Annotated in this window: 24 protein-coding genes and 3 tRNA genes; 8 read left to right on the top strand and 19 right to left on the bottom strand. The window is 42.3% G+C overall.

What is annotated here, in order from left to right:
* Positions 1 to 950 (bottom strand): IS21 family transposase (gene istA / locus AM279_RS20005; RefSeq protein WP_160316439.1); only part of this gene is annotated, 950 nt, incomplete at its 3' end.
* A 63-nt stretch (positions 951 to 1,013) separates the two neighbouring features.
* On the opposite strand from istA, the gene AM279_RS20000 reads away from it, so the two are divergent.
* Entirely contained in the window at positions 1,014 to 2,465 is a 1,452-nt protein-coding gene (locus AM279_RS20000) for a hypothetical protein (RefSeq protein ID WP_054409875.1), read from the top strand.
* A gap of 25 nt (positions 2,466 to 2,490) precedes the next feature.
* On the opposite strand, the gene AM279_RS19995 is transcribed toward AM279_RS20000, so the two are convergent.
* On the bottom strand, positions 2,491 to 3,336 hold the full coding sequence (locus AM279_RS19995; RefSeq protein WP_074961606.1) for a TraM recognition domain-containing protein: 846 nt from the start codon (positions 3,334 to 3,336) through the stop codon (positions 2,491 to 2,493).
* Positions 3,337 to 3,411: 75 nt separating this feature from the next.
* On the opposite strand from AM279_RS19995, the gene AM279_RS19990 reads away from it, so the two are divergent.
* The gene (locus AM279_RS19990; protein WP_054409874.1) at positions 3,412 to 3,705 is read left to right on the top strand and encodes a hypothetical protein; all 294 of its coding nucleotides are present in this window, start codon (positions 3,412 to 3,414) and stop codon (positions 3,703 to 3,705) included.
* A 42-nt stretch (positions 3,706 to 3,747) separates the two neighbouring features.
* Positions 3,748 to 4,035 (top strand): helix-turn-helix domain-containing protein, encoded by a 288-nt coding sequence (locus AM279_RS19985; RefSeq protein ID WP_054409871.1) that lies wholly within the window; start codon positions 3,748 to 3,750, stop codon positions 4,033 to 4,035.
* A 779-nt stretch (positions 4,036 to 4,814) separates the two neighbouring features.
* Here AM279_RS19985 and AM279_RS19975 read toward each other — a convergent pair.
* The 4 genes from AM279_RS19975 to AM279_RS19960 all read right to left on the bottom strand — a co-directional run bounded on the left by AM279_RS19975 (position 4,815) and on the right by AM279_RS19960 (position 6,711).
* Positions 4,815 to 6,128, bottom strand: a complete 1,314-nt coding sequence (locus AM279_RS19975; protein ID WP_054409869.1) for a site-specific integrase — start codon at positions 6,126 to 6,128, stop codon at positions 4,815 to 4,817.
* Positions 6,129 to 6,399: 271 nt separating this feature from the next.
* Positions 6,400 to 6,481, bottom strand: a tRNA-Leu gene (locus tag AM279_RS19970).
* A gap of 58 nt (positions 6,482 to 6,539) precedes the next feature.
* Positions 6,540 to 6,612: transfer RNA gene (locus AM279_RS19965), tRNA-Lys, on the bottom strand.
* Between the two features lie 26 nt (positions 6,613 to 6,638).
* A tRNA-Lys gene (locus AM279_RS19960) sits at positions 6,639 to 6,711 on the bottom strand.
* A 137-nt stretch (positions 6,712 to 6,848) separates the two neighbouring features.
* On the opposite strand from AM279_RS19960, the gene AM279_RS19955 reads away from it, so the two are divergent.
* Entirely contained in the window at positions 6,849 to 7,364 is a 516-nt protein-coding gene (locus AM279_RS19955) for a shikimate kinase (protein ID WP_054409867.1), read from the top strand.
* Here the strand turns inward: AM279_RS19955 and AM279_RS19950 are convergent.
* Positions 7,361 to 7,855, bottom strand: a complete 495-nt coding sequence (locus tag AM279_RS19950; protein ID WP_054409866.1) for a phosphoribosyltransferase family protein — start codon at positions 7,853 to 7,855, stop codon at positions 7,361 to 7,363. The genes AM279_RS19955 and AM279_RS19950 overlap by 4 nt on opposite strands.
* A gap of 36 nt (positions 7,856 to 7,891) precedes the next feature.
* Positions 7,892 to 8,290 carry an RNA-binding S4 domain-containing protein gene (locus AM279_RS19945; RefSeq protein ID WP_054409864.1) on the bottom strand — a complete coding sequence of 133 codons (399 nt, stop codon included), beginning with the start codon at positions 8,288 to 8,290 and terminating at the stop codon, positions 7,892 to 7,894.
* Positions 8,291 to 8,372: 82 nt separating this feature from the next.
* Between AM279_RS19945 and AM279_RS19940 the strand changes: the two genes are divergently transcribed.
* Entirely contained in the window at positions 8,373 to 9,296 is a 924-nt protein-coding gene (locus AM279_RS19940; protein ID WP_054409862.1) for an FKBP-type peptidyl-prolyl cis-trans isomerase, read from the top strand.
* 143 nt (positions 9,297 to 9,439) lie between these two features.
* On the opposite strand, the gene AM279_RS19935 is transcribed toward AM279_RS19940, so the two are convergent.
* The 7 genes from AM279_RS19935 to AM279_RS19905 form a co-directional block, all read right to left on the bottom strand.
* Positions 9,440 to 10,393, bottom strand: a complete 954-nt coding sequence (locus AM279_RS19935) for a transketolase family protein (protein WP_054409860.1) — start codon at positions 10,391 to 10,393, stop codon at positions 9,440 to 9,442.
* A 101-nt stretch (positions 10,394 to 10,494) separates the two neighbouring features.
* Positions 10,495 to 11,343, bottom strand: a complete 849-nt coding sequence (locus AM279_RS19930; RefSeq protein ID WP_054409858.1) for a transketolase — start codon at positions 11,341 to 11,343, stop codon at positions 10,495 to 10,497.
* A gap of 497 nt (positions 11,344 to 11,840) precedes the next feature.
* A complete protein-coding gene (locus tag AM279_RS19925; protein ID WP_143090405.1) occupies positions 11,841 to 12,314 on the bottom strand; it encodes a hypothetical protein in 474 nt (157 codons plus the stop codon).
* A 178-nt stretch (positions 12,315 to 12,492) separates the two neighbouring features.
* Positions 12,493 to 13,617, bottom strand: a complete 1,125-nt coding sequence (locus tag AM279_RS19920) for a serine hydrolase domain-containing protein (RefSeq protein WP_054409855.1) — start codon at positions 13,615 to 13,617, stop codon at positions 12,493 to 12,495.
* Positions 13,618 to 13,645: 28 nt separating this feature from the next.
* Positions 13,646 to 14,200 (bottom strand): porin family protein, encoded by a 555-nt coding sequence (locus AM279_RS19915; protein WP_054409853.1) that lies wholly within the window; start codon positions 14,198 to 14,200, stop codon positions 13,646 to 13,648.
* 88 nt (positions 14,201 to 14,288) lie between these two features.
* A complete protein-coding gene (locus AM279_RS19910; protein ID WP_236688534.1) occupies positions 14,289 to 15,494 on the bottom strand; it encodes a helix-turn-helix domain-containing protein in 1,206 nt (401 codons plus the stop codon).
* 42 nt (positions 15,495 to 15,536) lie between these two features.
* Entirely contained in the window at positions 15,537 to 16,328 is a 792-nt protein-coding gene (locus AM279_RS19905) for a DUF7003 family protein (RefSeq protein ID WP_054409850.1), read from the bottom strand.
* A 183-nt stretch (positions 16,329 to 16,511) separates the two neighbouring features.
* On the opposite strand from AM279_RS19905, the gene trhA reads away from it, so the two are divergent.
* Genes trhA through AM279_RS19890 form a run of 3 tightly spaced genes read left to right on the top strand, consistent with a single transcriptional unit; the run spans position 16,512 to position 21,638 of the window.
* Entirely contained in the window at positions 16,512 to 17,147 is a 636-nt protein-coding gene (trhA, locus tag AM279_RS19900; protein WP_054410436.1) for a PAQR family membrane homeostasis protein TrhA, read from the top strand.
* 50 nt (positions 17,148 to 17,197) lie between these two features.
* Positions 17,198 to 20,476: a PAS domain S-box protein gene (locus tag AM279_RS19895; RefSeq protein WP_054409848.1), complete on the top strand. Its 3,279-nt coding sequence runs from the start codon at positions 17,198 to 17,200 to the stop codon at positions 20,474 to 20,476.
* A gap of 22 nt (positions 20,477 to 20,498) precedes the next feature.
* A complete protein-coding gene (locus AM279_RS19890; protein ID WP_054409846.1) occupies positions 20,499 to 21,638 on the top strand; it encodes a hypothetical protein in 1,140 nt (379 codons plus the stop codon).
* Between the two features lie 100 nt (positions 21,639 to 21,738).
* Here AM279_RS19890 and AM279_RS19885 read toward each other — a convergent pair whose 3' ends face one another.
* The 4 genes from AM279_RS19885 to AM279_RS19870 all read right to left on the bottom strand — a co-directional run bounded on the left by AM279_RS19885 (position 21,739) and on the right by AM279_RS19870 (position 25,649).
* A complete protein-coding gene (locus tag AM279_RS19885; RefSeq protein WP_054409844.1) occupies positions 21,739 to 22,464 on the bottom strand; it encodes a response regulator transcription factor in 726 nt (241 codons plus the stop codon).
* A 4-nt stretch (positions 22,465 to 22,468) separates the two neighbouring features.
* Complete coding sequence (locus AM279_RS19880; RefSeq protein WP_054409842.1) at positions 22,469 to 23,995, bottom strand: sensor histidine kinase; 1,527 nt, start codon at positions 23,993 to 23,995, stop codon at positions 22,469 to 22,471.
* 65 nt (positions 23,996 to 24,060) lie between these two features.
* Positions 24,061 to 24,651 carry a dephospho-CoA kinase gene (gene coaE / locus AM279_RS19875; RefSeq protein ID WP_082344271.1) on the bottom strand — a complete coding sequence of 197 codons (591 nt, stop codon included), beginning with the start codon at positions 24,649 to 24,651 and terminating at the stop codon, positions 24,061 to 24,063.
* Positions 24,648 to 25,649, bottom strand: a complete 1,002-nt coding sequence (locus tag AM279_RS19870) for a glycosyltransferase (RefSeq protein WP_054409840.1) — start codon at positions 25,647 to 25,649, stop codon at positions 24,648 to 24,650. The genes coaE and AM279_RS19870 overlap by 4 nt, the downstream gene beginning before the upstream one ends.
* Between the last annotated feature and the right edge of the window lie 57 nt (positions 25,650 to 25,706).

Raw genomic sequence — 25,706 nt, 5'->3', positions numbered from 1 at the left:
GGGTTTAATGCAGATAAGGCTTCACGCTCTATCTCCTCGAACTGTTCGCGTCGGGAGTAGCTGCGCCCGGAGAAGGGCTTATTGTTGTGCATTTCAAGTGCCGGGAGTATCGATTCGTTAAGCGATACAAGGTTATCGAAGCTAAGACCTTCCAGACGGGTGTAAATGCTGCGGTAGATGAGTTTTACCGCACCTTCCACCAAAGACTTGTCACGGGGCTTATAAACGCGCGCAGGCACTATGGTAACACCGTAGTGCTCGGCAAAGGCAGCAAACTCATCGTTGAGTACTGCCTCATACTTGCTGCCCCGTGTTACTGCCGAGCGCAGGTTGTCCGGCACGATGGCCTTGGGCACCCCACCAAAGTAACGCAGGGCGTTTTGGCAGGCAAGGATCAGGTCTTCCTTACGCTGGCTGTCCACTGCTTCAACATAAGTAAGCTGGCTACAGCCCAGTATGGCTACAAAAACCTCCACCTCACGTGCAGCCTCTCCCTGGCCAACCCTGAGCTTGCTGCCGGCAAAGTCGATGTATATCTTATCACCGGCCTTATGTTCCACATGCATGACCGGTTTGGAGAGTTGAAGGTACGTATGGATGGCATTATTAAAACTCGAACGGCTATAGCCATCCGGATGTTTTTCGAGATATTCCTTGTAGAGGATCTCACGGGTCATACCTTTCTTTTTAAGCCTTTTACAGAGTTCAGGCAACAGTGGTTCCAGTTCCCGCATGCGCGGGCTGCTGTGGATTTTGGCAACAGGGGTGGTAAAGATAACCGAGAGTTCGCTGTCACTACGGGCGCTAAAGGCTTCAAAATCCATGTCCAGCGTGTTCCAGACCCGGACGTACTTCTTGATGGTGTTGCGGGAGGTACCCACCATCCCATGGATGGTCTTAATGCCTGTACCCTGGCAGTACAGACGGATAATCTGTCTTAATTTATTCATCTTTATCGGCTTATTGGACATGGTCTATCTCAGGATTAGTTTATCAAAACGCTAAACTAATCCTTGTTCCAAAAGCCCGCCACAAGACTACTTTTTCTACTTTTTTTGAGGGGTCAATTTAAACTGGCCAACAGGGGTCAGTTTGCTCCGGCGAAAGGGGGTCAGTTTCAGCCGGCGAGAGGGGTCTTTTTAAATCGGCCAAGAGGGGTCAGTTTGCACTGGTTTGTCCAGATTACACTTGAGCAGGGTTGTCTCAACGAGATGGTTTGGGGCGAGTTGTCTGACGCATTGATTGCAGAATTTGATGAGACGCTCCACAAGTTATTTTATTTAGGGTCCTGGATGTACAATCTCGCAGACAATATTGCATATCATCGGATGCTGGCAGGTGCTTATTATATAAAATTTGAAGATGGCGATCTTGTTATACACTGGAAAAACAATTACGGAAGCCTTCTCAATCACCTGATGAAATATTTCTCCAAAGGCTATGAAACGGATGTGGTTGATGCGGGTGGAACAACGGAGTTGAGAGCTGAACTCGAAAAATGCTATGGAATCAATTATGATGTGATTTTTGGGTTGGTATTTGAAATAAAGAGGCATCATTCGCAGCGTGTGTGCCAGACTATAGAGCCCGGGCTTCTTGGTCAGAACATAAAGGCAAATTTTAAGAACCTGAATGACCATGATGTAGACGCACTTTATTCCGGCCTCACAATCTCTCGGGAGAATTGTTTATCGCTCACAGAAACGATTTTAAAACCTTACTCTACTCAGCGTTTTCTGTTTAGGCCTTACTTAGTGTACCGGATCACTAATCAACTGAGGCTGCTAACATCGAGTGAAAAATTTGCGGAGTCTATGTATGTACTTGCTACAAACGCAATCCAATGGAATACGTTAACTCCGGAATGGGAAAGTAATAAATCACTTAGGGCGTACAAGACAAAGAAAGGCAATGAACATGATAAGCACCTAGAGGACAAAATGCAAAGTGTCCTTCTTGCCCACAAAGTCCCTTTTGCCAGAAATGTGAAGAGTTTTATTACCCAGACAAGCCATAATCTAAACATTGATAACAGCGAGTGTGGTGAAATTGATTTTATTATTATCGATACTGCAAGACAAAAGGTTGTGGTTGCTGATTCTAAATATAACAAGTCGCGCTATGAGGCCATTGGATACAGGCAGGACTATTCGAATTTTGTTACTAAGAATGTTCCCCAACTAGATCGCAAGGTAAAGTGGATTTCCTTAAACTTACCGATTGTGAACATTCATTTTAAAAAATTGTATCCTAACCTGAATATTGACTTAACGGAATTTGACGTAATGGGGTTGTTTCTTATTAATACACCCACATTTTATATGTTTTGCAGTGATTACCTGACCATTGCATCCAATTATTTTGAAGAATATATTTTAGGTAACGAAATCTATCCGGCGATAAATATCGAGACAGCTCCGGGAGTTTTCAAAAACTATCCGTACCCTTATTTTAAAAACCATTGATACAAGGGGGCGTCTCCATTTATTCTTATTTTTTTATTATCATCCAGCTAAGCGATGGGTCATCCAAAAGCCTGCGCATCTCGCTGTCGATAATATCCCTTATATCCTGTTTAATCTGTATATAGTTTTGTTGCACCTGTCCGGGCAGTAGCTTGCGCACCGGCTCAATATCTTTATAGGCTGTTTCCTCCGCTTTTAGCGCGGCGTGGTCGTTCTGTATTTGTGCGTGAAATGCCTTTAGTTCAATGGGGCAATCCGGCTCGTCCGCGACAATCCCGACGAATTCCCCAGAACTCATTGTCGCAATGCGCGATGGCGGTATCGCCGAATCCAATTGGCGCGAATGGCTGACGGAAGTATCGTTGCTATTGATAGAAAGGCTCTGGCGCTTTTGCATGATCTTCCCGAAGCGTTCGGAGAGCTGTTTTGCTGAATCTCCGGTTACCTGCCCGGAGATAATGTTACCTACAATATTCACGATCACATCGGCCTGTTCGCGGCCGTAATCCTTACGCAGCTGGCTGAAGTCCTGGATGCCTAAACAGGTAGCTACTTTGTTGGAACGTGCCGTAGCAATGAGGCTATCTATATTGTTGAGGTATAGCGTCGGGAATTCATCAAATACCAGACTGCTTTTGAGTTGGCCTTTCTTATTGACCTGCTTTACAAGTCGTGTCACGTAGAGCGAAAGCACTGCCCCGTATATCTGTATCTTCTGTGGGTTATTACCCATACACACCACTTTAGGCTCTTCGGGGTTGTTAATATTTAGGGTAAAATCGTTTCCGGACAACACGTAATAGAGCTGCGGTGATGAAAGCCGGGCCATAGCCACCTTGGCGGAAGCTATTTGCCCTTCAAGCTGCTCCATAACGTCATTGAGGTAGGCATAGGTCCAACTGGACAAAAAGAGAAGACAAAAAGGGGGCAACATATCTGACCAACTATGAAACCCACAGATAAGCTTTTTGAATTTTGGGAAGCAATTACCAAAGATCCTCGTATCACAATGCGGCATATTGGTTTGTATGCCGCGTTGTTATGCGTAAGGCAAAAGATGGGATGGGTCAATCCGCTTTGCCTTTACAGTTATCAGGTGATGGAGGCGGCTAAGTTAATGACGCAGTGTTCCTACCACCAATATATTAAACAGCTTGATGAGTTTGGCTACATTCGGTATGAACCTTCTTTCAAAAAGAACCAGCCCAGTAAAATCTTTTTTTTACAGGTAAACAAATAAGGGCTGTTTCGGTAAAAAAATAAACTTAAAAAAGTTTTAATGATGAGTGAAATTGTAACAAAGGAAGACCTTAGGCAATTTGGTCTGCTGATGATGAATAGCTTTCGCGAAGCCATCACGGATGTGGTATCGAAGGGAGCAACTGAATTTAGCCTGGAATGGATTAAAAGCAAGGTTGTGAGAAAGCTACTTGATATGTCTCCTGCCTCTTTACAAAATCTTCGTGTAACAGGAAAAATTCGATTTAAAAAGGTGTTAGGCTCTTATTATTATAACAAGGCTGACATTGAAAATTTGTTTAACGAGGATAGGCGACATGGAACCAAATGACTTAGCAAGATTTCTTTCTTTTTTTGAAAAGGATAAAAGGCTTACTGTCTGGCACATTTCGATGCTGTATGCTATTTTGGTATTGGCAATAAAACAAAAAAAAAGGTTGCCGTGAGGGCGAGCAGGAGCAGGATTATGGGATTATCCCATATTAGCACTATTCCAACCTACCACAAATATCTTAAAGAACTTCAATCTTTAGGCTATATAATATACAGGCCTTCATACCATCCCGGATTTCGTAGCGAGATAGATTTTACAGGCAACCTGGCTGTTTAGGTTGCCTGTTTTTTTAGGATCTAATCCAATATAATTTTTCATCCTGTTTAAGATACTCTACGGCAATAAATCCGACTTTTAATTTGACTATAGACGCTTCAAAAATAAGCCAATACACGAAATTTTGTGGCACTTTTTTTTAATCTTTAAAGTGCCACAAAAGAGAGAATAAAGCGATGTTATAATTTGGCAATGCATGCATTACTTTATACCGATTGTTGACTTCAATTATATGCTTAGGCATATAAAATAGATTCTTTTTGATAAATTATATTTAAAAGCATATAATTTACCCTAGTTATTCTCTTGATTATGGTACTTTGGCATGTAGTTTATATGGTGTTAACTATTTGTATATTAGTAATTTATTGATTAATTTGTGGCACTTTTTTAAAATCCTCCTGATGCCACAAAAATTACAAACACCACAAATAATTTGTACAAATCAAAAGCCTGCAAAAAGCAGGCTTTAATAGTTTATTGTCTGGAATCCAGTAGCTTTAATGTTCTTGCATCGCTAATTTAGCTTTTAAATCGTCGATTTCTTTTTTCAATTCCATTATAATAGCGTTAGCTTTAGTCGTCGGCCTATCTGCAGGCTCACTTAATTTATCCGTCAATACTTCCATTTCCCTGCCTATTGCCATTTGTTCAGTAATTGCATATTCTTCGGTTTGCTTGACGGAACTGTGTCCCAGCATCTCCTTAACCACGTGAATAGGGACACCGTTTGCAAGTGTAACAGTACTTCCGAAGGTTCTTCGCGCTTTATGCGTATTAAGACTGCAGGTAAGTCCACATATTGCCGCAATCTCTTTAAGATACTCATTCATCTTCTGGTTTGATGCAACGGGCAGTATAGTGCCCTTTTTAAGGCATACCGGATCATCTTTGTACTGTTCCATAATATTGATGGCTTGAGGGAGCAGGGGTACGTGAAAAGGACTTGCTGTCTTTTGGCGTGTTTTAATGATCCATAATTTTCCATCAATACCATTTTTTATATCGGAATGCTTTAAGTTAAAGACATCAACATAAGCCAGGCCGGTATAACACTGAAAAATGAATACATCGCGTATAACGCTAAGCCTTCTTGTGGCAAAGGTATAATCTTCAATCGCAGTGAGTTCTTCTAGGCTTAGGGGGCTTTTCAGAACCTTAGTCCTTTTGCCTTTAAAGCTGACAAAGGGATCTTTTTGGATGATTTCCCTATGCAGGGCACGTATTACCATCTTTCTTACATAGGTAATGTGTTTTAGCGTAGTATTGCTATTGCAGTGCTTTACCGTCTTAAGATAGAACTCATAGTCCTTAATGAACTCATATTTCAGTTCTCTAAATTCAATATCATCGGTGCGGTACTTGAATTCAATGAATTCTTTCACATGATTTTTTGCAACCACGAACCGGCGGTGTGTCCCGATTGCATATTCTCCTGTTTCAACCAAAGCTTTCATTTCATCATTGTGCTGCTGAAACTCCTCCAATAACTTAGCTTTTGAAACGTCCCTTCCCAGTACATAATCAATAATGCGCTGTGCCGTTATCGTGTGGGAGTTCAATATTAGTTCGGCCTTGAATTGAACGATTTTGTTGGTAAGGGTGTCAAGATAAAAATTAATTGCCTTTGCATCTTCCTTATTACCTGTAGCTCTACAGGATTGCTGGTTCCAACGTTTAAAATCCCATTTTTGTTTGGTTGAGGTTTCTTTAGCTATACCGTCAACGGTAATCCTCAAATAAATTAATCTCTGGCTTGTCGCCTTCTTGGGTGACTTTAGAAAAAAAGTAAGCCTAAAACTGTTCTCTAACATAATTCAACAATTTAATTAAACATAAAGGTCGAATTATAGTATCTAAAAATCAAGTCGTTAAGCAGGTTAACGGGTTGTAAAACAGCAACATAAACTGTAAGTTGTGGCACTTTTTTTGAAAAACCCGAGTGCCACACTACTGCCACAATAATTAGGAGTATTTTTAAAAACTTTGCGATACTGCAAAAAATAAAAAAGCCTCCAAATGCTTGATTTGCAGGCTTTTTTGAGCTTTTTGAAATAAATCCGCTGTTATGAAAACAGCTAAAAGTGACCACGATGGGATTCGAACCCATACGCCTTGCGGCACCACCCCCTCAAGATGGCGAGTCTACCAATTTCTCCACATGGCCGGTAGTAGGTAAGTAATTAAAACAAAAAAAGTTAAGCTGTTGTAGCTTAACTTTTTCGTGACCCGGCTGGGATTCGAACCCAGGACCCCATCATTAAAAGTGATGTGCTCTACCAGCTGAGCTACCGAGTCGGTAGCATTCAGGAAATTTATTTTTGTGACCCGGCTGGGATTCGAACCCAGGACCCCATCATTAAAAGTGATGTGCTCTACCAGCTGAGCTACCGAGTCGAAGTCAATAAATTTCATTCCCTGAATGCGGGTGCAAATATACGGATGTATTATTAACTTTTCAAAGCCTTTTTATTATAAATTTGAGTTTTTTTTGACGAAATTACACAACACCCTTATTTGTAAGGGCTTATTATATGAAAAAGATAATTATATGCGGCTACATGGGCTCAGGCAAAACAACAATTGCCCGTTTACTGGCGCTTGCAACCGAAATTCCGCACCTTGACCTGGACGAAATAATTGTAAGGGAAGCCCAAAAAAGCGTACAGCAGATTTTTGAGCAGGATGGCGAGATTAAATTCCGCAAGATGGAGCACACCCTGTTAAAGGGATTGCTGGACGTAGAAGATGAATTTATACTGAGCGTGGGCGGCGGTACACCCTGCTATGCCAACAACCACCTTTTCCTGCAAAGGGAAGATGTAATTTCTATATACCTAAAGGCAGGTATACCCCAAATTATTGAGCGCACAACCGCCCAGGGCACATCGCGCCCGCTTATAGACAAGCTAAGCGGGCAGGAACTGTATGATTTTATAGGGCAGCACCTTTTTGAGCGCAGCTATTATTATAACCATGCCAAACATACCGTAGTAACCGATGGCAAAACCCCGGAAACTATAGTAAATGAAATTGTAAGCCTGCTTTAATTTAAGGCTGCATAAGGCTCGCTACCCACTAAAACCACCTCTATATGCTCTTTTAACGATGTAGAGAGCGAGAGGCCTTTAAAATCGGCCTTAACGGGGTATTGCTTGTGGTTGCGGTCTACAAGTACAGCAGTCTTGAATTTTTTAAGCGGAACATTTAAAAAATGTTTTACGCCATATATAAGCGTGGTGCCGCTGTTTAGCACATCATCGGCCAGCACAAGTGCCTTGTTGGTATATTCTTCCGGGGTTAACGAGGTTTGCACAGCTTCCTGCGGCTCGTTTTTATTTATCTTAACCTCGCAAATTACCGGCTTAATGTCAGATATCCTGCCCAGTTCTGCAGCAAGCAGCTTGGCAAACTCAAAGCCGTTGCTGGCTATACCGGCTACGACCACCTCTTCCTCATCCGGAAAGGTTTCATATATCTGGTAGGCAATACGGCGAATTTTATGTTGTATTTCCTCTTTGGTAAGGATAATGTGTTTCATGGTCGTGTATTTGTTTCAAAGATAAGAAAACGCCCTTTACAGCGCCTCGCCAGTATCAATTTCGTCATCAAAATCCTCTCCGTATTCATCAAGGTCGCGGCGGTCTTTTTTGGTAGGCCTGCCCGTTCCTTTGGCACGGTAGTATTCTTTGGTCATGCGCAAAAGCTCCAGGTGCTCAAACGCCTCGGCAGGGGTTTCGTCTTTACGGTACATATCTACAAGCTTTGGCCCTACCCGGTTTGCGGGTATATCAAGCACTGCCAGCTTATAGTTTATCTGGTCGCGGCGCACGGTTATTTTATCTGAAGGAAAAACCTCCCTCGATGCTTTTGCCTGTTGCCCGTTTACCGTTACATGCCCTTTTTGAATGGCCTGCGTGGCAAGGCTGCGGGTTTTATAATAGCGCACACACCACAAATATTTATCAATCCTCATACTAATTCCTAAAAACAGGTGTTATTACTCTACAAAAATAAAGGAAAATTGTATCTTGCACCCCATTAAAAAAAATTTAAAAATGAACATATATTTCAGGGCTTTTGTACTTATTTCACTTATAACACTGGCGGCTTCCTGCAAAAAAGATGACGATACAACGGTACGGCTACGTGATTATACAGAGCAATATGCCACAGAAAAAGTTAATATAGAAGAGTACCTGCATACACATTATATTGCCAGCGTAGATGCCAATTTTAATGTAGTTATAGACACCCTTACAGATGCCGGAACGCAAACTTCTATATGGGACCAGCAAGACTATCCGCTGCAAAGCAAAGAAGTACAAAGCCTTGAAGAAAGCAACACGCCTTTGTATACCGTGTATTACCTTATGTTAACCCAGGGCAGCGGAGACCAGCCTACAAGGGCAGATAATGTTGTGGTATCTTATCGTGGTACGCTGCTTGACGGCACCCAGTTTGACTACAACCCTTTCCCATCATCGGCAATGTCTTTAGCTACTACTATTGAAGGATGGCAGGAAATAATGCCTTTATTTAAAGGTGGCGAATATATAGATGTACCCGGCAGCCCGGATCCAGCCAGTTTTCAAAACTACGGTGCCGGTGTAATGTTCCTTCCATCGGGGCTTGCTTATTACAACACCTCACCAAGTACTCTTGTAGGCTCTTATGCTTCTATGATATTTTCGTTTAAATTGTACAGCGTAGAGTATCTTGATACAGATGGCGATGGTATTTTAAACCGATATGAAACTGACGGCGTAACAGATATTGCCCATTATGATACCGACGGCGATGGCACTCCTAACTACCGCGATATAGATGATGATGGCGATGGCTACCTTACTGCCGCCGAAATACAAATACCCGGTACAGGAGTGGGCAACAACAACCCAATTCGCTACTATGATTTTGACGATATACCTACCTGCGAAAGCGGCATAAAAAGGCATCTTGATGCCAGCTGCCACCAGTAGTATAGTAGTATAATACCACGTAAAAAAGCCCTGAAGTGCAATACTTCAGGGCTTTTTTTAATTTATATACCTCTGATTTTGAGCAATAAAAAATCCCGAAACCTTTCAGTTTCGGGACCTTCTTAACTATCAAAAAAACTAAATTATTTCTTCCTTGATATGGCTTTCTTAGCTGCAGCAATAATAGCAGCGCTGTTAAGGCCGTATTTTTCCATTAGCTGCTCAGGTGTTCCGCTTTCGCCAAAACTGTCGTTTACAGCCACATACTCCTGTGGTGCAGGGTGGTTAAGCGACAGCACACGGGCAACGCTTTCGCCAAGTCCGCCCAGTATGTTGTGCTCTTCGGCAGTAACCACACAACCCGTTTTACCAACTGATTTAAGGATAGCCTCGTCATCAAGCGGCTTAATGGTGTGTATGTTAATTACCTCAGCCGAAATACCTTTAGCCTCAAGGGCTTCAGCAGCTACAAGGGCCTCCCAAACCAGGTGGCCGGTAGCAACAATGGTAACATCGGTACCTTCGTTAAGCAGTATGGCCTTGCCTATAACAAACTCAAGCTCAGCCGTAAAGTTAGGCACTACAGGGCGGCCAAAACGCAGGTACACAGGACCGTGGTGCTCAGCAATAGCTATAGTTGCAGCCTTGGTTTGCGCATAATCGCACGTGTTGATAACCGTCATACCCGGAAGCATTTTCATAAGACCCACATCTTCAAGTATCTGGTGAGTTGCACCGTCTTCACCAAGGGTTAGGCCCGCGTGAGAAGCACATATCTTAACATTCTTGTCAGAATAGGCCACTGACTGGCGAATCTGGTCGTAAACCCTTCCGGTTGAAAAGTTTGCAAATGTACCTGTAAACGGAATCTTGCCACCAAGGGTCATGCCCGCCGCCATGCCTATCATGTTAGCCTCGGCAATACCCACCTGGAAAAAGCGCTCAGGGTGGTTCTTTTTAAAATCGTCCATTTTTAGCGAGCCAATAAGGTCGGCGCACAGGGCCACTACATTTTCGTTAGTCTGCCCAAGTTCGGTAAGGCCTGCGCCAAACCCCGAACGTGTATCTTTACTACCTGTATTTGTATATTTTGTCATGATTTTTCAATTTAAAAATTCAAACATTGAAAGATTAAAAGATTCGACATCAACACATTTGCCAATCTTTCAATTATTAAATTTTTCAATTTTTAAATAAATTAATAATCCCCCAGCGTTATTGTATTCTGCTCCAGTGCTTTGGCAAGCTGGTCATCGTTAGGGGCTTTGCCGTGCCATGCATGGGTATGCATCATGTAGTCTACGCCATTACCCATCTCAGTATGCAGCAGTACCGCTACCGGCCTGCCCTGCCCTGTTTTAGCCTTGGCATCAAGCATACCGGCAATAATAGCATCTATATTGTTACCCAGCTGAATTTCAACCACATCCCAGCCAAAAGCTATAAATTTAGCGCTCAGGCTGCCCATAGGCAGTACCTCATCGGTTGGGCCGTCTATCTGTTTGCCGTTAACATCTATTGTAGCTATCAGGTTATCAACCTTGTAAGCCGAAGCATACATAATAGCCTCCCAGTTCTGGCCTTCCTGTAGTTCGCCATCGCCATGTAGCGTGTAAACCAGGTGGTTATCGCCGTTTAGCTTCTTAGTTTGTGCAGCACCCAGCGCCACGCTCATGCCCTGGCCCAGTGAGCCCGATGCAATCCTTACGCCCGGCAGCCCCTCGTGCGTGGTAGGGTGCCCCTGTAGCCTTGAGTTTAGCAGGCGGAAGGTAGCCAGCTCGCTTACCGGAAAGTACCCGCTGCGGGCTAAAACACTGTAAAACACGGGGCTTATGTGCCCGTTGCTCAGTATAAAGATGTCTTCGTTAAGGCCATCCATGTCAAAGCCCTCTTTACGGTCCATAATGGCCTGGTACAGTGCTACCATAAATTCGGTACAGCCCAGCGAACCGCCCGGGTGGCCTGAGTTTACGGCATGCACCATCCTTAAGATGTCGCGCCTTACCTGTGTAGCTAAGTCGTTTAGTTGTTGTGTGTTAGGTTTCATTTGCAGTAAAAATTAAACTGCCGCAAAGGTAACTTTAAATTTTACCTCCGCAAACATTTTTTACAGCCAAACTGCCTGAAAATCCATTAGTTACAAGTGTTTTATTTACACTTTTATACAGCACTCACGCCATCAGGGGGTTAGGATAAAATCAGAATTCAGAACTTAGAAATTAGAATGAACTTCACTCGAAACCCAAAAACGCTTAATATTTCACTTTCGGAACTTGGAATTGGAAAAATCAGAATTCAGATTTTAGAAATCAGAATAAACTTCACTCAACCTCAAAAAGTGCCTGATTTTTCACTTTTGGATTTCGAAATTGATTGAAAGCGCAAAAAACAATCCAGTTAAAATTTTTCTTCAAAATATTTAAAAATAAAAGAAAATTTTCCTAACTTTGCAACAAGATTTCAATTCAAGATTTGCTCCAATCAAATTCAAATGGAAATCTTACTTACTTGTCCAGGCGGCATTTTATACAATATGCAAAAATTTTATCGCATAAAAACCTTTGCTGTTTTATTGCGTTCAAAAACAAAGCCCCTAAAATCATCTAACAATACATCAAGGCCATCTCCCCGTTCTAAAACGCCCTTATATTTTGTACCATCTTTAAATATAAACATAGCACACCCTGATGTTTTTATTCCTTTAACTAACTCTACCCTGATTAATTCATCATAACCAAAAATAACGGGCGGTACATCATTATGCCTGAGATAGGTAACACCATTATCTTTTAGCAACAACACATTCATATCTACATCAAAACGTAAAACTATTATTAGCAATACTATTACAAACAGCGCCGATACTGTAAAAAACCACGGTCCAAATAACGCTACAAACAATACTGTTGCCACCATGTTTGCCAAACATAGTATGCCTGCGTAATTTCTTAACCGTATAGAATTAAGCTTTACTTTATACAGAGTACCATTTTTAATACCCGTAACGTTCATTGACATTTTGATTGGTTTTCTAAAAATTACAAATTATCGGATTTCGCGGTTACTCCACAAAAATACAAACAACGCCACCTGTAACAGTGGTGCTATTGTTTTTTAATCAGTGATTAATTCTTGTTTCTATTAAAATCTATAACATAAATGAAGGCTAAATTTCGCAATCTGGCCGTGGTCAGTTTTATTCAAGTAATATTGCTATGATTTCCTCCCAAAGTGCCACTAACTGTTCCTCTTTTACAGGATCGATAAGCGTTCCCGCATTTGTACACAAAACGACACTGGTATTTTTGGAAGGAAAATAAAAAGCATAGGCCCCGGCTCCGGCACCACTACCCTCGTGTCCTATTGCCTGCAAGCCACCATTGGTTTTATAAAAATGCAGCCCTAAGCCATATATCGGCGTAGCCTGATAACTAACCGTAACCTTCATTTCTTCCAGCGCTGCGGGCAACAGTACCGTTTGGTCATGGAGCAGCTTGTAGTAAAACTCAGCTATATCCTGAACGGAAGCAACAATACCATCATCGCCAATAAAGGTAAGTACTGTACCCAACTGCAATTGGCCCACATCGGTAAAAGTGCCGTCTGTTTCTAAATAGTTAGCCGTCGTCCCTTCGGGAGCCGCAGTGCTTGCCGAGCCCGCTATATAATATGTATTTGAAAGTCCAATGGCGTTAATTATTTCGTCGGTAATATACGTTCTGTGCCCGTTCGGGGTAACACTATCAATAATAAGGGCCAGCAGGTGATAATTAATATTGCAATAGCCAAATGAGGCGCCGGGTGTAAATTTTGCGGGTTGATTGTACACATAGTTCAATACCTGTTCGCTCGTCATGGGCAATGGCCCTGCAAAAACATCATTAAAAAACTGGTCGCTATCTAAATAATCAGGAAGGCCAGATGTCATATTAAGCAGTTGCCTTACCGTAATGATATTTCCGTTAGGCAGATTATTACAAATATCAGGAAGATAGGTGTTTACTTTGGCATCCAGATTAATTTTGCCCTCCTCTTTCAATTTTAGTACAGCCACTGCGGTAAAGGTTTTTGAAATACTCTGCATATAATGAAGTGCAGATGCGTCCATCGGCTTTTCATTAATTACCGCGTCTCCTGCAAACAGGGTATAATGCTCATAAACTGTCTTTACACTAAGGCTTACACCGGGAAAGTTAGACAAAGCTGCATCAAGTTTTGCCTGTACCTGCGCTTTTGTATCAGGTAAGGGTTTTGAATCATCATTGCTGCATGATGTGATAAAAAACAGTAAGGCGGCTGCAAATAACTTTACGATTTTCATGATATTCGTTTTTTAAGTTGATTACGTTTTAGAAAAAGAAATAACCAACAGATAATTGAAATACGCCGTTTTTATTTTTACCGGTAGAATTATCTATATCATTAATGTCTGTTAATCCCACATTATATCGTGCACCAAAGTTAAGGCCGTTATTAAATTTATAGCCTAAGCCAAAATTAACACCAAAATCAAGAGTCTTAAACGAATCTTTTACATCTGTATCATCATTTTTAGCAGAAAATAAAAAACCTATTTGCGGTCCGGCTTCAACACTCAACCCTTTTGTTACATAATATTTTCCCATTAAAGGAATGTTTAAATAACTTAAGGCAATCGTATTATCACTAAAACTATATCCCTGGCCGGAATACATTAATTCAGGTTGGAATGAGAATTTTTCGGAAATTGGAATTTCAGATAAAACACCAAAATTAAATGATGTAACACCATCAATACCTTCAGTATTATCTCCGCTGACAGATGCAAAGTTTAAGCCTCCTTTAGCACCAAATTTAATTTCCTGGGCAGTAGCATTTGTAAATCCTAAAACTGCAACTACAGCCGGTAATAAAAATTTTTTCATAAAATGTGATTTGAATTATTTCGATCCAAAATTCACATAAGCAAAACTTTAGGAGGTTTCAAAAACTTAAAACTGTACAAAATGGTACTTATTTGGCTGCGTTTTTATACTCATTTGGCGTTTGGCCGGTAACTTTTTTAAAGGCTTTATAAAAAGTTGTTTTAGAAGTAAACCCTGATTCCAGTCCCATTGCCAGCAAATTATAGTTGTCGTATTCAGAATTAGATATCATTTCCTTTACAGCTTCAACCCGGTACTGGTTAATATAGTTGGCAAAATTATCACCTGTTATGATGTTTATAATCTGTGAAACATATCCGGGGCTTATACCCAGTTTTTCGGCTACTTTTTCCCGGTTTAATGTGCTGTCTGTATAAATGTGCTGTTCTTTACAAAGAAGCTCCAACTTCTGGAAATAAAGGTTATCTTCTGTTATATATTCTTTATGTTCTTTAGTCGGTCCGTTTTCTTCAATTATGGTGGCTTCTGTATTTTGTAACGGGGCAGATGCGAGAGCCAGATTGTTATTCAAGAAATTGTAAATAGCATCTTTGTTTTTTGCAAGCTTGTATTTGTAGATACCTATATAGGCCGTCCAGTGCATTATAAATGTTGCGGCTAAAGCCAGTACACCCATAATATATGAAATATCTAAACCAGCGAACACCCCAACAAGATACGTTACAAGCCAGGTAAACACCAACAAATAGAGAAAAGTAAGTAACGTAATTATCCATTTTTTCTCTTTAGGGTCTTTTAAATGCCTTATCATAAAATAAGAATAAAGAGGCAGAAAAGGGATGATGATAAGGGCGAATAAAAACTGGGTAAGCCTAAGTATATCGATTAGGTATAGGTACGACTCTGGAATTTTATAAATTCCTGCTACATTACTAAGATCATATGCAACACTAACAACAGATGAAAAGGCAAACGGAATATAACACAAGTAGGTCTTTTGTCTGTTTTTTACGTTATCATCAATACGGTTTATAATAAACAGGAATATGAAAACCGGCAGTAAAAAAATCCACTCTATATCGTCTAAAAAATGCAGATAAGGAAAAGAAGTAAATGTACCCTCAAGTTCAAAAACATAGTTTAGTAAAACAATAGAAAGTGCAAATAGTAAAAAGGCCAGGTATTTATTTGAATTACTATTAAACAATGAAGACCTTAAAATAATAAGGCCTAACACAATTCCCTGAAAAATAGCAATATTTAAAAGAGTCGTATAAATCAATTTTTTAATATAAAATACTATAGTTAAGATTGGTGTGGCCTTTATAGGCAATTAGTTGCTATGTAAAACATAACTTATTTTAAACGTGTAAAATTACAAATTACCCGATTCCCAGTTGCTCCAGTGGTTGTTTGGCTCCCTGGTGGGCTGCCACTCTGCCGGGTTACGGGTTACCAGCACACGGGCTATAAGCCGGTACAATTCCTGTTCAGATGGAGGGGTAGACTCATCATAAGCGCTTGTAAAATGAAACTCATTAATGGTTAGCAGTTTTGGCAGGCCATCCGGCAACGGTTCCCTTATCTCGGCATCGGTAGCGCTTATAAGCTGCGGGCTGGTTTCGTGCAGGTAGCGTATTATTTCGCCAAAGCCAATAAGGTTGTCAGGATTATCTTCATCCTGAATAGAAATACCCACGGCTTCATACTTTTTGTAATCACTTTCAAAAGGCATCTCCTGCCCTTTTATGTTTATGTGGGTTATGTTTTTACTGATTCGTTCAAAGCTTTCAAACCCATCACCTTCTGCCTGTATACGCTCATATTCTTCAAACGAAATGAGGGGAACCTGCAATACATTAGTAATATATTGTCGCTCAGGATATACCGTAATACTGTAGTTTATGCAGTTACCATAATAATACAGTTCGGCATCAGCCTCTGCACCCCGGTTGTTAAACCCGCTCTTTTCAAACACAATAGCCCAATTGGCTTCATCGGCAAAAAGGTGTATGCGGCTGCCCGCAGTTAAAAAATAACCATGCTCAAGGTCGGGCGGAAAATTATAGGCAATGTCAGGCTCTTGTATATGTGGGTAATAACTGCCTGCTTTTCCTGCTATGGCAAGGTCAAGTTCCTGTAAAATTTCACGTTCGGTAAATAACATACTTTAGTATTGATTGGTTTTCAAATATACCATTTTTAACGTGCAATCAGGCCGTGTATATGCTGGATGTAACCGTATTTAACACATAACCTCCCAAACCGCAAAACACCCTAAAAGTTAAAGAGCCCAGCTAAGGCATATACCTTAAAAATGTTCCGTAACTTTGTAAAAAACAACACACAAATGCCCAAGAAAAACCGCAGGAGCGAAGAACTCTGGAACACCCTTACACACGGTGCCGGCGCTGTATTTTCTATAGCCGCACTGGTAGTACTTGTGGCCTATTCGGCACTCTATGGCACTGCGCTGCACGTGGCTGTTTCGGTGGTTTTTGGGGCCAGCCTGGTGCTGCTCTACACCGCATCAACCATATACCACGCCGCCTGGAAACTACGTTGGAAACGCATCCTTCAAAAAATAGACCACCTGTGCATATACGTGCTTATAGCCGGTACCTACACCCCTGTAGCATTACTGGGGCTTAAAGGCGCCTGGGGCTGGGCCATTTTTGGCATTATATGGGCGTTTTGCATAGCCGGGTTTATCTTTAAGTTTTCTCCGCTAAGGCGATATGAAAAACTGTCGCTGGCACTCTATGCCCTCATGGGCTGGCTTATAATTGTAGCCATAAAACCGCTTATTGGCGCTATGGAAAACAATGCCCTGCTGTACCTTTTGGGTGGCGGGCTGTGCTATACCTTTGGCATCTATTTTTATGCAAAAGAAAAAATACCCTATAACCACACCATTTGGCACATTTTTGTTTTGGGGGGCAGCACCCTGCATTTTTTCGCAATATTTTTGTACCTCATACCCTGATTTCTAAAAAAAAGCTAACTTTATAGTATTCCTCTCTAAAATAAACTCGCTTGGAAAACACTACCAATCCGTTTGCCTTTTTTAAGGGCGGCGGCGAAATGGGCAACCGCATACGCAATTTTAACTGGGCCGAAACGCCCGTAGGGCCTGCCGAAACCTGGCCCTCTAACCTGCGCAATACGCTGGGCCTTATGATGTCTACCAAATTCCCTATGTTTTTATTTTGGGGAGATGATGCCGTGCAGTTTTATAACGACGGCTATATCAAAATACTCAACTTTCAGGGCAGGCACCCCGGTGCATTAGGCCAAAAAGGTGCCGACTGCTGGGAAGACGTGTGGGATATTGTAGGAGGCCTTATTAACACCGTGCGCACCGGCGAAGACGTGTATATGGAAAACCTGATGATAAACCACAGGTTTGAAGGCGCACGTAAAGATACCTACTGGACGTTTAGCTACAGCCCTGTGTGGGGAGATAGCGGCAATGTAGACGGCGTTGTGGTTATATGCCAGGAAACTACCGAAACCGTAGAAACCCTTAACAACCTTAACAACGGCAAGGAAGAGCTTGAATTTGCCATTGAAGCCGCCGAACTGGGCATTTGGGACCTTGACCCCGCCACCGGCGAGTTTACCGGCAATACCCGCCTTAAGCGCTGGTTTGGCCTTGCGGCAGAAGACCACATACCCCTAAGCCATGCTACCGATGTAATAGACCCTAAAGACCGCCAGCGCGTTATAGATTCTATAACCCTGACCATGCAGGCCGGCGAAGGCGGCCGTTATGATGAGGAATACACCATAAACAACCCGCTAACCGGCAACAAGATAATTGTACGTGCACTGGGCCGTGCCTGGTTTAAGGAAGACGGCACCTGCTACCGCTTTAACGGCACCCTGCAGGATATAACCGGCAAGCGCAACGCACAACGCGAAATAGACGATGCCAACCAGCTTGCCGCACTGGCTACTAAAAGCGCCGGTATTGGCCTGTTTCAGGTTGACCTTAAAACCGGCGATATGGAGTACAACCAGGAGTATGTACACATACTTACCGGTAACCCCGATAAAAAACTCCGCAAACGCGAAGACTACCTGGCCTACATTATTCAGGATGATATGCCGGCCCGCGCACAGGCGCTCGCTATAGGCGATGTTACTAACGAATACCTCTACAACGTGCGCACCACGTGGGACGACGGCACCATACACCACCTTTTTGTATCGGGTGCACGCACGTTTGATGAAAACGGCATTCCCCTAACCTTCTCGGGCACGGTAAAAGATGTTACCGCCCAGGAAGAACAGCGCCTTGAGCTATCGCGTGCGCAGGAGCAGTTCCGCGCCATGATAGAAACTTCGCCTATAGGCGTTTGCTTATGGACAGGGCCTGATATGGTTATTGAAATTGCCAACGATATCATGATCGATATTTGGGGTAAAGACCGCTCTGTTATTGGCAAGCCGCTTGCCGTGGCAGTGCCCGAACTTGTAGGACAGCCGTTTTTAGGCATTCTCGATAAAATTTACAATACCGGAATAGCGTATCATGGTATTGAAGAAGCTGCCGATATAGAGGTTAACGGCGTGCTGAGTACTTACTATTATGATTTTAGCTACACCCCGCTGTTTGACGAAAATGGTAAGGTATATGCCATTATGGATATGGCAATTGATGTTACCGAAAGGGTAAAAATGCAGCAACACATACAGGAAACCCAACAGCAAATCCTGGCATCGTTTGACCAGGCCCCGGTGGGTATTGCCCTGATTGAAAAATCAACGCTGCGTTTTGTTATGGCCAACCCTTTTTATGGCGAAATTGTAGACCGCCAGCCGGCAGACCTTGTTGGCAAAACACTTATAGAAGCCCTGCCAGAGCTGAAAGGCCAGGGTATTGAAGAACTGCTGTATGGCGTTATAAACAGCGGCGTGGCCTTTAGCGCCAAAGAGTTTGCCGTAGGGCTTAAACGCGGCGATAAGGTAGAGGAAATATACCTTGACTTTATCTACCAGCCTCAGCATGATAAAGACGGCGTTATAACCGGTGTGCTGGTTGTGGTAACTGATGTTACCCAACAGGTACGTTCGCGCAAAGCTATAGAAGATGCCCAAACCGTGCTGCGTGGCGCCGTAGAGCTGGCGCAGCTGGCCAACTGGCAAATGGACATCAAAAACAAAACATTTTATTATTCTGACCGGTTTAAGAAATGGCTGGGCATGCCCAAAAGCCAGGAAACAAAAATTGGCGATGGCTCGGTAGAGCACATCCCCGAGCCATATAACCAAAGGGTTAAGCAGTTGCTTGAAGAAGCCATTGCGCCGGGTTCTAACGGGGTATATGATTACGAGCACCCGGTTATTAACATGAAAACCGGCCAAACCCGCATTATACACGCACAGGCACAGGTATTGTATGACAGCCAGGGCAACCCGGAGTTTCTTACAGGCACCGCACAGGATGTAACCAAAGAGCGTAAGCTGCAACAACAGCTTGAATATGAGGTGCAACAGCGCACAGAAGAGCTTCAGGTAATGAACGAAGAGCTCGAAACCACTAACGAGCAGCTGCTGCTAAGCAACAAAGAGCTGCAACAGTTTGCCTATATAGCCAGCCACGACCTGCAGGAGCCTTCGCGAAAAATCAGCATTTTTGCCAATATGCTTAAAGAAAGGCTGGGTATGGTTGACGAAAAATCAACGTTTTACCTTGATAAGATAAGCACATCCAGCGACCGCATGGGTACCCTTATTCGCGATGTTTTGGGCTACAGCCAGCTAAGCAAAGAAAATGCCTTTAAGCCGGTTAACCTTGCTAAAACGGTAGATGAGCTGGTTATAGAGTTTGAATTATTGTTAGAACAATACAATGCCAGAGTAGAGTATAATGGCCTGCCGGAGGTTGAGGCCATACCATTGCAAATGAGCCAGCTGTTTAGCAACCTGGTGTCTAACTCGCTTAAATATTCACGCGAGGGTGTACCGCCGCACATAACCATTTCTACAGAGCTGATTAACGGCCACCAGGCAGGCGAATATCTTGATAAGGAGCCGCTAAACGCCACGGTTTATTACCGGATTCAATTTAAGGATAACGGCATAGGCTTTGAGCAAAAATATGCCGATAAGATATTCAATATCTTCCAGCGCCTGCACAGCAAAGATGAGTATAGCGGTACGGGCATAGGCCTGGCCATGTGCAAAAAAATACTGCAAAACCACCACGGCAACATTATAGCGCAAAGCCATGAGGGGCAAGGTGCACTGTTTACCATAATAATCCCGCAAAAGCAGGAAGTGCGCGAGCAGGTTGATTTTAACCTTTAGTATTTACAAGCCATAACTTTTAATGAAATCATTCTTAGCGGCCATAGCACTTTTATGCGGTATTTGTGCGCATTCGCAGCATGCGGTATACCAAAACCTTAATACACACAATGATGACCATGCGGCAATTGCATCATTAATTGAAAAGTACATTAATTCGGCCATACAGCCCGAAGAAGCTTTTACGCAGTATGATATAAATACCTATCCTACTATAGATGTCATGAAAGAGTCGCTCTCACTGGGCGGGTCGCTGTATGCCATTAATTTTGATGTAAATATTTTAAGCATTAACCGCCAGGGCGAAAACTACCTTGCAAAAGCCATGCTGTACTGGCACAACCAGGGTAATGAAACCAAGGCCATAACCGTTTTGGGTATTGCTGATTTTTGGATAAAGCAGGAAAACGGGCAATGGAAAATAAGCAATTACCTTAACTACTACACACAAAACTGGAGCAATATAACTGTGGGCAACATAAAATATGTATACTACCCGGAGTTTCCTTTTGACAGTCACAGCGCACAAACCGCGGTTGATTTTTACAACGGCCTGTGCACGCTTTTTGATATAACCGAACATGATAACCTCACCTATTATATAGCCAATAACTGTAACGAAGTAAGCCAAATGTGCGGTTTTAGTTATTTTATAGGCGAAGGCAATAATGCTAACCTGTGTGCTTATTATGACGAAAAAAATAGCCTTATTTTCTCCGGAAATTCTGAACGGGAGGCAAACCTGCACGAAATAATACACATTATAAATCGCTATTACCCTACTGCAAATCCTTTTATGCTCATAGGGCTGTCGTGCTATATAAACGATGCGGGCTCCAGAGGTAAAGACCTTTTATTTCACCTGAAGCGCTTTTTAGAGTATGCTAAGACAAACAACCCTGATTATGAAAACTTTGAAGAATTTGGTAATATAGATGATTACACCAATTGCGATTATGTAACCGGAGGTATAATATGCAATGCCCTGTACAGAAAGGGCGGTATACAGCTTGTAAAAGCGTTTTTGCAAAATACCGAAGACATGGATACCTTTAAGGCGAAACTAAAGAAGGAGCTTAAATTTAAAGACTTTAAGGCGTTCTTTACCGCTGAGTTTAACGTGTACCTTAAACAAAAAAAGTCTTTGTTATATATTGACTAATAAAATAATCACAAACAAAAAACCTTTCCTTATTATAATGGCAGCCCGCACGGTTAGCACATTATATAAGGAAAGGCATTATAAGTAAAACAGCACTAAATTAGTTGTTCTCTTCGGCTACTTTGTTTTTTACCACAAGGCGGAAACCTTCACCGTGAATGTTAAGTATTTCTACCTCTTCATCCTGTTTAAGATATTTCCTTAGCTTGGCAATATACACGTCCATAGAGCGTGATGTAAAGTAGTTGTCATCCCTCCATATTTTGGTAAGGGCAAGCTCGCGCGGCATAAGGTCGTTTTCATGCAGGGCAAGCATTTTAAGCAGTTCGTTTTCTTTTGGCGAAAGCTTTATAGGCTCTTCTTCTCCATACGTTAAGAAACGCAGCTTAGAGTTAAGGTGGAACTTACCAATTTCAAACTCAAATTTAGAGTTGTCAGTTTTGGTTTCGCTCGCCTTACGCTGAATAATAGCCTTGATTTTCATCAAAAGCACCTCGCTGTCAAACGGCTTGTTAAGGTAATCATCTGCACCCACCTTGTAGCCTTTAAGCACGTCTTCTTTCATGCTCTTGGCTGTAAGGAAAATAATAGGCACTTCTTTATTTTTCTCCCTTATTTCGCGGGCTAGCGTGTAGCCGTCTTTATAAGGCATCATAACATCCAGTATGCAAAGGTCAAAGTTGTCTTTTTTAAACTTCTCAAAACCTTCCATGCCATTTTTGGCTAATGTTACGTCAAAATCGTTAATCAGAAGATAGTCTTTCAGTACGGCACCAAAGTTTGGGTCATCTTCAACCAAGAGTATCTTTTTGTTTGCTTCTTCCATATCTCTAATTTATTAGTGGCATTTTTATTATAAAGGTACTACCTTTTCCTTTTTCACTCTCTACATAAATGTGGCAGTTGTGGTCTTCTATAATCCGTTTTACATACGCCAGCCCCAGCCCGTGTCCTTTCACGTTGTGTATATCGCCGGTGTGCTCGCGGTAAAATTTCTCAAAGATCTTCTTCTGCGTTTGTTTGTTCATTCCCAGCCCGTGGTCGCGTACTTTAATAAGAATAAAATCTTTTACATTCTCAGTATATACTTGTATAACGGGTTCGTCAGGCGAATATTTGATGGCATTGTCTAATATATTAACCAGCACATTTGTAAAGTGCACATCATTCAGTAAAGCCGTTGTGCGCCTTGCATCAAGGTGTGTGGTTAGTGTACCTTGTCTTGCCTCAATAATCAGGCCAACATGCTCTACAGCTACATCAATAATATCATGAACATCTGTTGCGTCTTTTTCTATATCAAGCTCCCTCCTGTCAAGTTTGCTTATTTGCAGCACGTTTTCAACCTGGCTGTGCATGCGCTTGTTTTCTTCCCTAATCATGGCCAGGTAGCGCTGCACCTTTTCGGGGTCTTCATAAATCCGCGGGTTTTTTATGGCGTCCAGTGCAAGATTAATGGTTGCAATGGGCGTTTTAAACTCGTGGGTCATGTTGTTTATAAAGTCGGTCTTAATCTCGCTAATCTGCTTTTGCTTAACCAGCTGGTTTATGGCGCTCAGGTAAGCAATTATTATAATAAGCGTAAACACCAGCGATAATGATGTAATACCCAGTATGCTCGAAAACAAAAACCTTTCCTTTTCAGGGAAGCTAACCGCCAGCATATAGGGCGATGTATCTTCCTTAAACTCCAATATTGGTCGCAGTATAATGGTAGGGTCCTGTTTAAGCCCCGAAGAGCGCAGCCTGGTTGGGTTGTCTTTATTAAAGATACCAAACTCAAAGTGCGTGTCTACACCATTTAGCGTAAGCTCTGCCGCAATATCTTTTTGAAGCTGCTCCTTGGTTATCCAGTTTTCAATATAATTATTGTCCCTGTAATCCTGGAGGTAGCCTACCAGCTTAAACATCATGGCCCTGTCGGCATCATCGGCAACAGATAATGATGTTATGCTTTTTGTAGGAACGGGCTCATCTTTAGGAACCTCTTTTCTTACTAAATTGTTTATTTTGTCTTTTTCAAAGAACACCTCGTCATAATCACGGGTAACCTGGTCTGAGTATATTACCGTTTCTTTATCCCCTGCATTATACCGGTCATAAAACGGCAGTAACTCTTTGCGTGTGGGTAACTTATCGTTTTTGCGCTTATAGTCGTCATACACTTTAAAGAACGCCTCAATTTCGCGCTGCTCAAGCTTGTAAGCCACACGGGCCAGTACTTCTTTTACATGAAAGCGAAACTGCTCCTCACTATTTTTAAGCGATGAATTTACCCAATAAAGCTGTACCAGTATTATACCTAAAAGCGACAGGCTCATAAAAAACACCAGTAAGCGAAATCTTGTTTTATTCATCACTACAAACTTAACATTTTAACATTTACACCTTTAATATATTAACCAAACATTAACAAGCAACCTCAATTTTCAATTTTATTCAGAAAATCAAAAATTTTAACAGCCTGTTCGCGGGCATTTTCAAGGGTATCATTATTTATTATATAATTACTCAGTGTAATCTTTTTCTCATCACTCCACTGGTTGGCCATACGCTCCAGCACTTTTTCACGGGGCACACCGTCGCGCTGCACAACACGCCCTACCCTGACTTCTTCGGGTGCAGTTACGGTTATTATGGCATCGCACGTTCTATAGCTGCCGCTTTCAAACAGTATTGCGGTTTCCTTTATAACAAAAGGGGCGCTTTGCCCCTGCACCCAATCGGTAAAATGTTTTGCCACAGCGGGGTGTATAATACCGTTGAGTTGCTCCAGCTTTTGTTTGTCATTAAACACCAGCGCCGCAATTTTTGCCCTGTCGGGAATACCATCGGTAAAAACAGCATCACCAAAAACGTCTTTAAGCCGCATAACAGTATCGGGCAGGTACAGTATTTTTTTAGCCTCGTCATCGGCTATATATACCGGCACGCCCATTTGGGCAAAAAAGCCCGCTATGGTGCTCTTGCCGCTGCCTATACCTCCCGTTAAGCCTATTATCTTCGGAATCATACCCTAAAAAACAGTTCAGGAAAAGCCTCCTGCGGCTTTTGTTTCATTAAATGCACCTTTGTAAACGATTGCAAATAACCGCTGCCATAGCCATAAAACTGGATAAACACCGCCACAAGCGAATAGGCACCTACTGCAAGGCTCTTGTTTTGTATAGACGACAGGATAAATACCAGCACAAAATAAGCACCATAAAATGCCAAAAACTGGTAAAACCCTAAAAACAGCCAAAGCAGTACACTGCCCGCAAGCCCCAGCATAAACAGTGTAGGGAACAAGAAGGTTATCTTTTTATACTGCGGATGCCACTTATCAAGTATGGGCCTGCATTTGCCAAACTTATTTACCTGCTTGTAAAACTTTTGCCAGTCTATCCTGCGTTTGTGGTATACATAGCTATCATTAAAAAGGCGGGTGTTGTAGCCCAGCCTCCACAGGCGTATAGAAAGGTCTGGGTCTTCGCCGGGGTGTATGTTGCCAAAACCCTGCGAAGCCTCAAAAGCCTCCCTGCTTATACCCATATTGAAACTGCGTGGCTGGAATTTTTCTATTTTTTCTGACTTGCCCCTAATCCCTCCTGTTGTTAAAAACGAAGTCATGGCAAAGTTTATTGCCTTTTGCACCGTGCTAAAGCTGTCGAGCGCCGCATCGGGCCCACCAAAACAGTCTACATACCCTTTTTCAAGGTTGTCGTGCACGCTTTGCAGGTAGTGTGGGGGTATAACACAATCAGAATCGAATATCAGGAAATAACTGCCCTGGGCTTTTTTCATGCCAAAGTTACGGCTGTCGCCCGGGCCGCTGTTTGCCTTAAAATAATACGATATAAACAGCCTGCCCTCAAACTTCGCCACCACATCGCCACAGGGTATGGTAGAGCCGTCTTCTACCACCACCACTTCAAACCGGTCTTTATAGGTTTGCTGCACCAGGCTTTCCAAAAGTTCTTCAATTTCATCCGGGCGGTTGTACACCGGTATAATCAGCGAAAACTGCATTGTGTTATTTTTTAACAAAGTTACTGTTAAAAATAAAAAAAGCCACCGAAACCGGTG

Source organism: Flavobacterium akiainvivens (genome assembly GCF_001278115.1).
Lineage (GTDB): Bacteria > Bacteroidota > Bacteroidia > Flavobacteriales > Flavobacteriaceae > Flavobacterium > Flavobacterium akiainvivens.
Note: the sequence above shows the minus strand (reverse complement) of the source record. Positions and strands in the feature narration are given on the sequence as shown.

Bases quoted from the DNA above. Each gene is read 5' to 3' on its own strand.
- AM279_RS19890 (WP_054409846.1), top strand. From the start codon at position 20,499: ATGAAATCATTCTTAGCGGCCATAGCACTTTTATGCGGTATTTGTGCG.
- AM279_RS19950 (WP_054409866.1), bottom strand. From the start codon at position 7,855: ATGAAACACATTATCCTTACCAAAGAGGAAATACAACATAAAATTCGC.
- trhA (WP_054410436.1), top strand. From the start codon at position 16,512: ATGCCCAAGAAAAACCGCAGGAGCGAAGAACTCTGGAACACCCTTACA.
- AM279_RS19925 (WP_143090405.1), bottom strand. From the start codon at position 12,314: ATGTCAATGAACGTTACGGGTATTAAAAATGGTACTCTGTATAAAGTA.
- AM279_RS19945 (WP_054409864.1), bottom strand. From the start codon at position 8,290: ATGAGGATTGATAAATATTTGTGGTGTGTGCGCTATTATAAAACCCGC.
- AM279_RS19905 (WP_054409850.1), bottom strand. From the start codon at position 16,328: ATGTTATTTACCGAACGTGAAATTTTACAGGAACTTGACCTTGCCATA.
- AM279_RS19885 (WP_054409844.1), bottom strand. From the start codon at position 22,464: ATGGAAGAAGCAAACAAAAAGATACTCTTGGTTGAAGATGACCCAAAC.
- AM279_RS19940 (WP_054409862.1), top strand. From the start codon at position 8,373: ATGAACATATATTTCAGGGCTTTTGTACTTATTTCACTTATAACACTG.
- AM279_RS19880 (WP_054409842.1), bottom strand. From the start codon at position 23,995: ATGAATAAAACAAGATTTCGCTTACTGGTGTTTTTTATGAGCCTGTCG.
- AM279_RS19955 (WP_054409867.1), top strand. From the start codon at position 6,849: ATGAAAAAGATAATTATATGCGGCTACATGGGCTCAGGCAAAACAACA.
- AM279_RS19995 (WP_074961606.1), bottom strand. From the start codon at position 3,336: ATGGAGCAGCTTGAAGGGCAAATAGCTTCCGCCAAGGTGGCTATGGCC.
- AM279_RS19990 (WP_054409874.1), top strand. From the start codon at position 3,412: ATGAAACCCACAGATAAGCTTTTTGAATTTTGGGAAGCAATTACCAAA.
- AM279_RS19915 (WP_054409853.1), bottom strand. From the start codon at position 14,200: ATGAAAAAATTTTTATTACCGGCTGTAGTTGCAGTTTTAGGATTTACA.
- AM279_RS19985 (WP_054409871.1), top strand. From the start codon at position 3,748: ATGAGTGAAATTGTAACAAAGGAAGACCTTAGGCAATTTGGTCTGCTG.
- coaE (WP_082344271.1), bottom strand. From the start codon at position 24,651: ATGATTCCGAAGATAATAGGCTTAACGGGAGGTATAGGCAGCGGCAAG.
- AM279_RS19935 (WP_054409860.1), bottom strand. From the start codon at position 10,393: ATGACAAAATATACAAATACAGGTAGTAAAGATACACGTTCGGGGTTT.
- AM279_RS19870 (WP_054409840.1), bottom strand. From the start codon at position 25,649: ATGCAGTTTTCGCTGATTATACCGGTGTACAACCGCCCGGATGAAATT.
- AM279_RS19930 (WP_054409858.1), bottom strand. From the start codon at position 11,343: ATGAAACCTAACACACAACAACTAAACGACTTAGCTACACAGGTAAGG.
- AM279_RS19975 (WP_054409869.1), bottom strand. From the start codon at position 6,128: ATGTTAGAGAACAGTTTTAGGCTTACTTTTTTTCTAAAGTCACCCAAG.
- AM279_RS19920 (WP_054409855.1), bottom strand. From the start codon at position 13,617: ATGAAAATCGTAAAGTTATTTGCAGCCGCCTTACTGTTTTTTATCACA.